This is a genomic window from Acinetobacter sp. YH01018 (assembly GCF_013420295.1).
In the GTDB taxonomy this organism is placed as follows: domain Bacteria; phylum Pseudomonadota; class Gammaproteobacteria; order Pseudomonadales; family Moraxellaceae; genus Acinetobacter.
This window is the reverse complement of record NZ_VOYL01000084.1, coordinates 1-5,942: the sequence shown is the minus strand read 5'-3', so window position 1 is coordinate 5,942 and position 5,942 is coordinate 1. Positions and strand designations below refer to the sequence as shown.

Sequence of the window (5,942 nt, the reverse complement as noted above, 5' to 3'; positions counted from 1 at the left end):
CCATTTCGGTAAAAACTGGTCGAGGTACGCCAACCAAGCGTTTAAATTCAGAATCTGAAAAACGGTTTAAGTTCTGATATCTCATGAAACTTAGATTGAGGTGGTTTTGACTTTCGCAAGAGGTCTATTGAACATATTGGTTATCGCAAAGATTTGAGATTCAATACTATTGAATCGTTTATTAATTCTTTAGCTCAAAAAATTAAAGCAACTTATGAAAAATCCTTATCTGACAACTATCAACCCTTTTTAAGTCATTTTGGCAGTTTTACTGTAGCAACAATTGATAATCAAACTATAGGCTCAACTGAAGCTCTCGAAAAATTATTAGATAAAGTTGGTAAACTTAATGAAAATTTAGATGATCAAAAATTATTAGCATTGAATAAACTTAATAGTTCAGCGAATTATTCAACTCTTAAAATCTCGAAAGACCTGAGCTTTTCAGATAAAGAAAAAATTGCTCAAGCAACTTGGAGAAATTATCAAAATGAAATAGATCGAATATCATTCACACGTGATTCTTTCAATATTAAGTGGGAGCCTGTAATGTCAACTGAAGACAAGACCGCTCTATTCTACGAGATTGAATTATTTATAGAAAATCAGATTAATTTACTTGTTGATGAACTACCATTTTAGTTGCTTCTCATAAAAGACAAAAGCGCATCAATCGATACGCTTTTTATGTAGCATTACAGCCTAATTTTCAACCATAAATCAAAGATTTATTAAGGACATTTCGCTTTCTGAAAAACCTTGGTGTTTTTGCTACGCATACATTGATACGATTTCTCGATATCCACCTTCTTCCAGTCCCCATCCACCAGTTTAAAACTATATACCGTGCGCATCGAACGAACCGAATCATCCATTAAACCCGTTTCCGTTACTTTGACCTGTGCAGCTGTTGGTGACTCTACACTATTAAAAAACTGACGAATTTCAACCGTAGCCGAATTCTTACGCAAATCAGGTCGTTCGTTCAACACTTGTTGCAAAGGCATATCGGACGAACCAATATTCACTTTAGAAGCCAATTTTTTAGTCGTTGCACAACCCGCCGTGATTAAACCCAAACAAATGATACAGGTAGAGAGTAAACGTAACATTGGGAAATATCCCCCATAAAAAAAAGACATAGCATCTATGATGCCATGCCTTTTTTTTATACTCGATAACAGTTATGTAGTCATCGGCGCATAGAACTTACAGGTTAAATATTAAAGATCAAATAATTTACCCGGGTTCATAATACCGTTTGGATCAAATACCTGTTTCAAGGCTTTCATGTAGCCAATTTCTTCTTCAGAACGGGTGTAATTGAGGTAAGGTTTTTTGGTCATACCAACACCATGTTCCGCAGAAATCGAACCGTCATATTTTTTCACAGTTTCGAATACGTATTTATTCACCACCTGACATTTGGCAAAGAATTCATCTTTAGACAGGTTCTCTGGTTTCAAGATATTCAAGTGCAAGTTACCGTCACCAATATGACCGAACCAGCAAATTTCAAAGTCAGGATAATTATCCGCAACAATGGCATCAATTTCTTTAATAAATGCCGGAACATGCGTAATTAATACGGAAATGTCATTTTTGTATGGTGTAAACGGTGCGATTGATTCAGAGATATCTTCACGTAAACGCCATAAGCTGTGTACCTGTTCCAGGCTTTGGCTCATTACTCCATCGAGCACCCAACCCTGTTCCATGCAATGCTCAAAAATTTCCATCGCCTTGTCCATAATTGGCTCAAATGGCGCTTCAAATTCAAGCAGTACATAGAATGGACATTCCGTTTCAAACGGACGTTGTACATGACCATGATCCAGCACTTTTTGCATCGCAAGTTCACCAAAGAACTCAAATGCAGTTAAATCAATTTTCGCCTGGAATGCGTGAAGTACAGGCATCACTGCTTCAAAGTCAGGTACACCCAGTACCATCACTTGCAGGTCTTGCGGTTGACGTTCCAGCTTGATTTCAGCTTCAGTCACCAGACCTAAAGTGCCTTCACCACCAATGAACAAATGTTGTAATGCATAACCGGTCGCGTTCTTGATCATGCCCTTGTTCAGACGCAGGATGTCGCCCTTACCGGTCACAACGGTCAGACCCAGCACCCAGTTACGGGTCATGCCGTATTTAATCACTTTAATGCCGCCGGCATTGGTACCGATGTTACCGCCAATTTGTGATGAACCTGAAGATGCGAAATCCACCGGATAATACATACCCTGTTCTTCAGCATAGTTTTGTAACTGTTCAGTCACCACACCCGCTTGTACACGTACCATACGGTCTGCAGGGAAGAATTCCAGAATCTGGTTCATCTTGTCCATGCTGACCACAATTTCACCATTGGCTGCTACTGCACCGGCAGATAAACCGGTACGGCCGCCAGATGGTGTGATGGCAATATTGTGTTCATTGGCAAATTTAACAATCGCCTGCACCTGTTCCGTACTTGATGGAAAAACAATGACTGATGGATTTGGATCGAAATGCTTGGTGTAGTCTTTGCCCCAGGCATCGAGACTAGCAGCATCAGTTTTAATGCGGTTTTCACCCACAATGGCTGTCAATTGGGTTAATAACTCAGGTGTTAAAGCGACTGGAGCATTCATCGTTTGCAGACCTAGCAAGAAATATACAAGTGGTGGATGGTCTATAGAGCATTCTTTGCAAAGAGATTTACAAAAAAATAATGTCTTAGACTGGGTGTGAGCATAAAATCAACAGTATAACTGTGATCGATTTCACTACTCGACATTATAAGACATTTTTTACTAAAACCCGGTGAAAATAAGCATTTTGACAATCTAAGCTTAAAAATTACAGTTTTAGTTAGACCAAAATCTGTAGTTCCTGACATATGTATGGCAAAAATACCTATAGTCTCGGTCATAAAGGAAATGTATATAGACCCTTCTCGTATGTTATCATATAGCGACTAAATTTGGCCTTTGTAGCGGAGCCGTAATGAGCCAACATCTTTCACTGCCTAAAGATAAAATTCGTTTCTTGTTGTTAGAAGGCGTTCATCAAAACGCAATCGACACTTTAAATGCTGCTGGATACACCAACATCGACTATCGTAAAACTGCGCTTGAGGGTGAAGCGTTGAAAGAAGCGATCAAAGATGCCCACTTCATTGGTATTCGTTCACGTACTCAGTTAACTGAAGAAGTATTTGAAGCAGCCAACAAGCTGATTGCTGTTGGCTGTTTTTGTATCGGTACCAATCAGGTAAATCTTGATGCTGCGATGGTTCGTGGTATTCCAGTATTTAACGCACCATATTCAAATACCCGTTCAGTGGCTGAACTGGTACTTGCTGAAGCCATTTTATTGCTTCGTGGCGTACCTGCTAAATCTGCTTCTACTCACCGTGGTGGCTGGAACAAATCTGCAGTCGGTTCGTTTGAAACTCGTGGTAAAACTTTAGGTATCGTCGGTTACGGTTCAATCGGTTCTCAACTTTCAGTACTTGCTGAAAGCATGGGTATGAATGTCATTTATTATGATGTTGTAACCAAACTTCCTATGGGTAATGCACGCCAAGTCGGTAGCATGGGCGAATTGCTTGCAAATGCAGACGTGGTATCTCTACACGTTCCGGACGTTCCATCTACACGTAACTTCTTTGGCAAAGACCAGTTTGCACAAATGAAAGAAGGTTCAATCTTCATCAATGCTGCACGTGGTACATGTGTGATCATTGAAGATCTTGCTGATGCAATCAAATCTGGTCACATTGCAGGTGCTGCAGTTGACGTATTCCCTAAAGAACCTAAAGCCAACGGTGAAGAATTCGTTTCTCCTCTTCGTGGCCTAGACAACGTGATTTTGACTCCTCACGTAGGTGGTTCAACCATGGAAGCGCAAGCCAACATCGGTCTTGAAGTGGCAGAGAAATTTGTTGCTTACTCAGATAAAGGTATGACCTTGTCTGCGGTGAACTTCCCAGAAATCGCATTGCCATTGACTGAAGGTAAACACCGTTTACTGCACATTCACAAAAACATTCCTGGCGTGCTGTCTAAAATCAACAACCTGTTTGCTGAACACGGCATCAACATCTCTGGTCAGTCATTGATGACTAAAGGTGATGTCGGTTATCTGGTGATGGACGTTGATGCAACTGCGTCTAAAGAAGCACTCGATACACTTCACGAAGTTGAAGGCACAATCCGCGTTCGCGTATTGTTCTAATTTAAAATTTAAAAAAAAACCACAGCATTCATGCTGTGGTTTTTTATTTTTCAAAATTTTTAAAATCTGGCGTTTTATCTATCTCATGCTGTTTGAACAAGCCAATTTAGTTTATACCCAGTTTTAAAATCGCTCCTGCTGTGCAAGCATCGCTGCTCTTGCTGATTACCCTGATCCACTTGCAAAGAACAAAATTGCAGACAAATTAAAAAATGGATCATTTAAATTCAAATCGATAAAACCATCCTGCATCCACCAGTTATTTTAAATTTAAAATTATGAATTTAAATTTTCCTCCAGTAAAAACTCAAAAAATCAGCATGAACCGCTATACTGTGCGCACCTGAAACATGGTCTATTCGACGGACCATCCAACTGCGTGTCTCATGCCAAACTCTCAACTTCTTGCCGTAGTGTTCATGGTTCTGTCCATGATCTCTTATCAAATCAGTGCATCATTTGCCAAACAATTGTTCCTGGTGCTTGACCCATTGACCGTGACGATTTTAAGGCTGTGTTTTGCTGCGATCATTATTGGGGTCATGTTCCGTTCCTGGAAAATTTTATCGCGGCTGTCTTTTTTAAAATGGCGCGATTTACTCTGCTATAGTGCAGCACTCGGTTTCATGAATATTCTGTTCTATATGTCTTTGGGAAAATTACCCCAGGGCATTGCGGTGGGTCTGGAATTCATCGGCCCTTTAGGACTGGCCCTGCTGTCGATTAAGCAGCGCAGTGACTATATCTGGGTGGGAATGGCCATTTTAGGCATTGCCTTGATGGTGCCATGGGGACAGACACAGAGTGCCAATTTTTCGATTTTCGCTGCAGCTTGTGCTCTCGGTGCCGGGCTATGCTGGGCATTTTATATTTATTTTGGTCAAAAGGTGGTGCATCAGAATATTGGCATGCACGCTTTAACCATTGCTATCAGTTTGTCTGCATTGACGCTATTACCGATTGGACTCTACCACAATGCAGCTGCATTGGTTGAGACCCAGTACTGGGGCAAAGCGTTGGCAATCGCAGTACTGGCCACTGCCATTCCCTATGCCCTCGACCTGCAAGCGTTGAAGCATTTAAGCAAACTGAGTTATGGCACCTTATCCAGCCTTTCTCCTGCTTTGGCTGCACTCACGGGGCTGCTTTTGCTTGGAGAAAAAATAGGATGGTTACAGTGGATTGCCCTGCTGTGTGTCATGCTGGCATCGGTTGGCGTGACATTCCGAGCCAGCCAGAAAGTCGAGTCTTGAAATAATTAATTCCAAAAAAAGATGGCACTAACGCCACTGCTGTCCCATAGTTGAATTCTAGGTGTTAGATTTGTGAGTGTGGCAAGGATGCCACACATTCCCCATCACGACAGGAAGTCGTGTATGGGGAATAAAGACTTTTGCCTACTTTTGGTCTGTCAAAAGTAGGGTTAAGCCTACACAAAGTGACTTAAACTTTTAGAGAAAAGACAAGGCTGTGAAAAAAATAAATACCAAATGCTTAAATGCCAAATATCATCCTATTGATTTGGTGCGGAAATAAAATTCAAATTATGGGACAGCAATGACACTAACGCCATCTTTTTTATCCTGCAATTTTGAATCGCAGATTCAAATCCCAAGTGCGACACATTTGTAGTTAGTTGAAAAAGTTAGGTGTATTCGTAGAATCATTGGACTTTTTCAACTCGCAATTGGAAAGCACACAATGAAGAAATACACCCAACT

Annotated in this window: 5 protein-coding genes and 1 pseudogene; 3 read left to right on the top strand and 3 right to left on the bottom strand. The window is 40.8% G+C overall.

Annotated elements, in window-relative coordinates:
• Positions 1-85: pseudogene (locus tag FTT83_RS15330) on the bottom strand (IS5/IS1182 family transposase); the annotation flags it as partial.
• Between the two features lie 68 nt (positions 86-153).
• Here FTT83_RS15330 and FTT83_RS15325 point away from each other — a divergent pair.
• Positions 154-642 carry a hypothetical protein gene (locus FTT83_RS15325; protein ID WP_180044601.1) on the top strand — a complete coding sequence of 163 codons (489 nt, stop codon included), beginning with the start codon at positions 154-156 and terminating at the stop codon, positions 640-642.
• Between the two features lie 89 nt (positions 643-731).
• On the opposite strand, the gene FTT83_RS15320 is transcribed toward FTT83_RS15325, so the two are convergent.
• Complete coding sequence (locus FTT83_RS15320) at positions 732-1,112, bottom strand: hypothetical protein (RefSeq protein WP_180044600.1); 381 nt, start codon at positions 1,110-1,112, stop codon at positions 732-734.
• Between the two features lie 111 nt (positions 1,113-1,223).
• A complete protein-coding gene (locus FTT83_RS15315; protein WP_086195822.1) occupies positions 1,224-2,633 on the bottom strand; it encodes an FAD-binding oxidoreductase in 1,410 nt (469 codons plus the stop codon).
• A gap of 355 nt (positions 2,634-2,988) precedes the next feature.
• On the opposite strand from FTT83_RS15315, the gene serA reads away from it, so the two are divergent.
• Together serA and FTT83_RS15305 are read left to right on the top strand one after the other, a co-directional pair.
• Positions 2,989-4,221 carry a phosphoglycerate dehydrogenase gene (serA, locus tag FTT83_RS15310; protein WP_086195823.1) on the top strand — a complete coding sequence of 411 codons (1,233 nt, stop codon included), beginning with the start codon at positions 2,989-2,991 and terminating at the stop codon, positions 4,219-4,221.
• A gap of 386 nt (positions 4,222-4,607) precedes the next feature.
• Positions 4,608-5,474 (top strand): DMT family transporter, encoded by an 867-nt coding sequence (locus tag FTT83_RS15305; protein ID WP_166168782.1) that lies wholly within the window; start codon positions 4,608-4,610, stop codon positions 5,472-5,474.
• The last annotated feature ends 468 nt before the right edge of the window (positions 5,475-5,942 follow it).

Excerpts from the sequence above, each read along its gene's own strand:
- FTT83_RS15320 (WP_180044600.1), bottom strand. The coding sequence starts at position 1,112 with ATGTTACGTTTACTCTCTACCTGTATCATTTGTTTGGGTTTAATCACG.
- FTT83_RS15315 (WP_086195822.1), bottom strand. The coding sequence starts at position 2,633 with ATGAATGCTCCAGTCGCTTTAACACCTGAGTTATTAACCCAATTGACA.
- FTT83_RS15305 (WP_166168782.1), top strand. The coding sequence starts at position 4,608 with ATGCCAAACTCTCAACTTCTTGCCGTAGTGTTCATGGTTCTGTCCATG.
- serA (WP_086195823.1), top strand. The coding sequence starts at position 2,989 with ATGAGCCAACATCTTTCACTGCCTAAAGATAAAATTCGTTTCTTGTTG.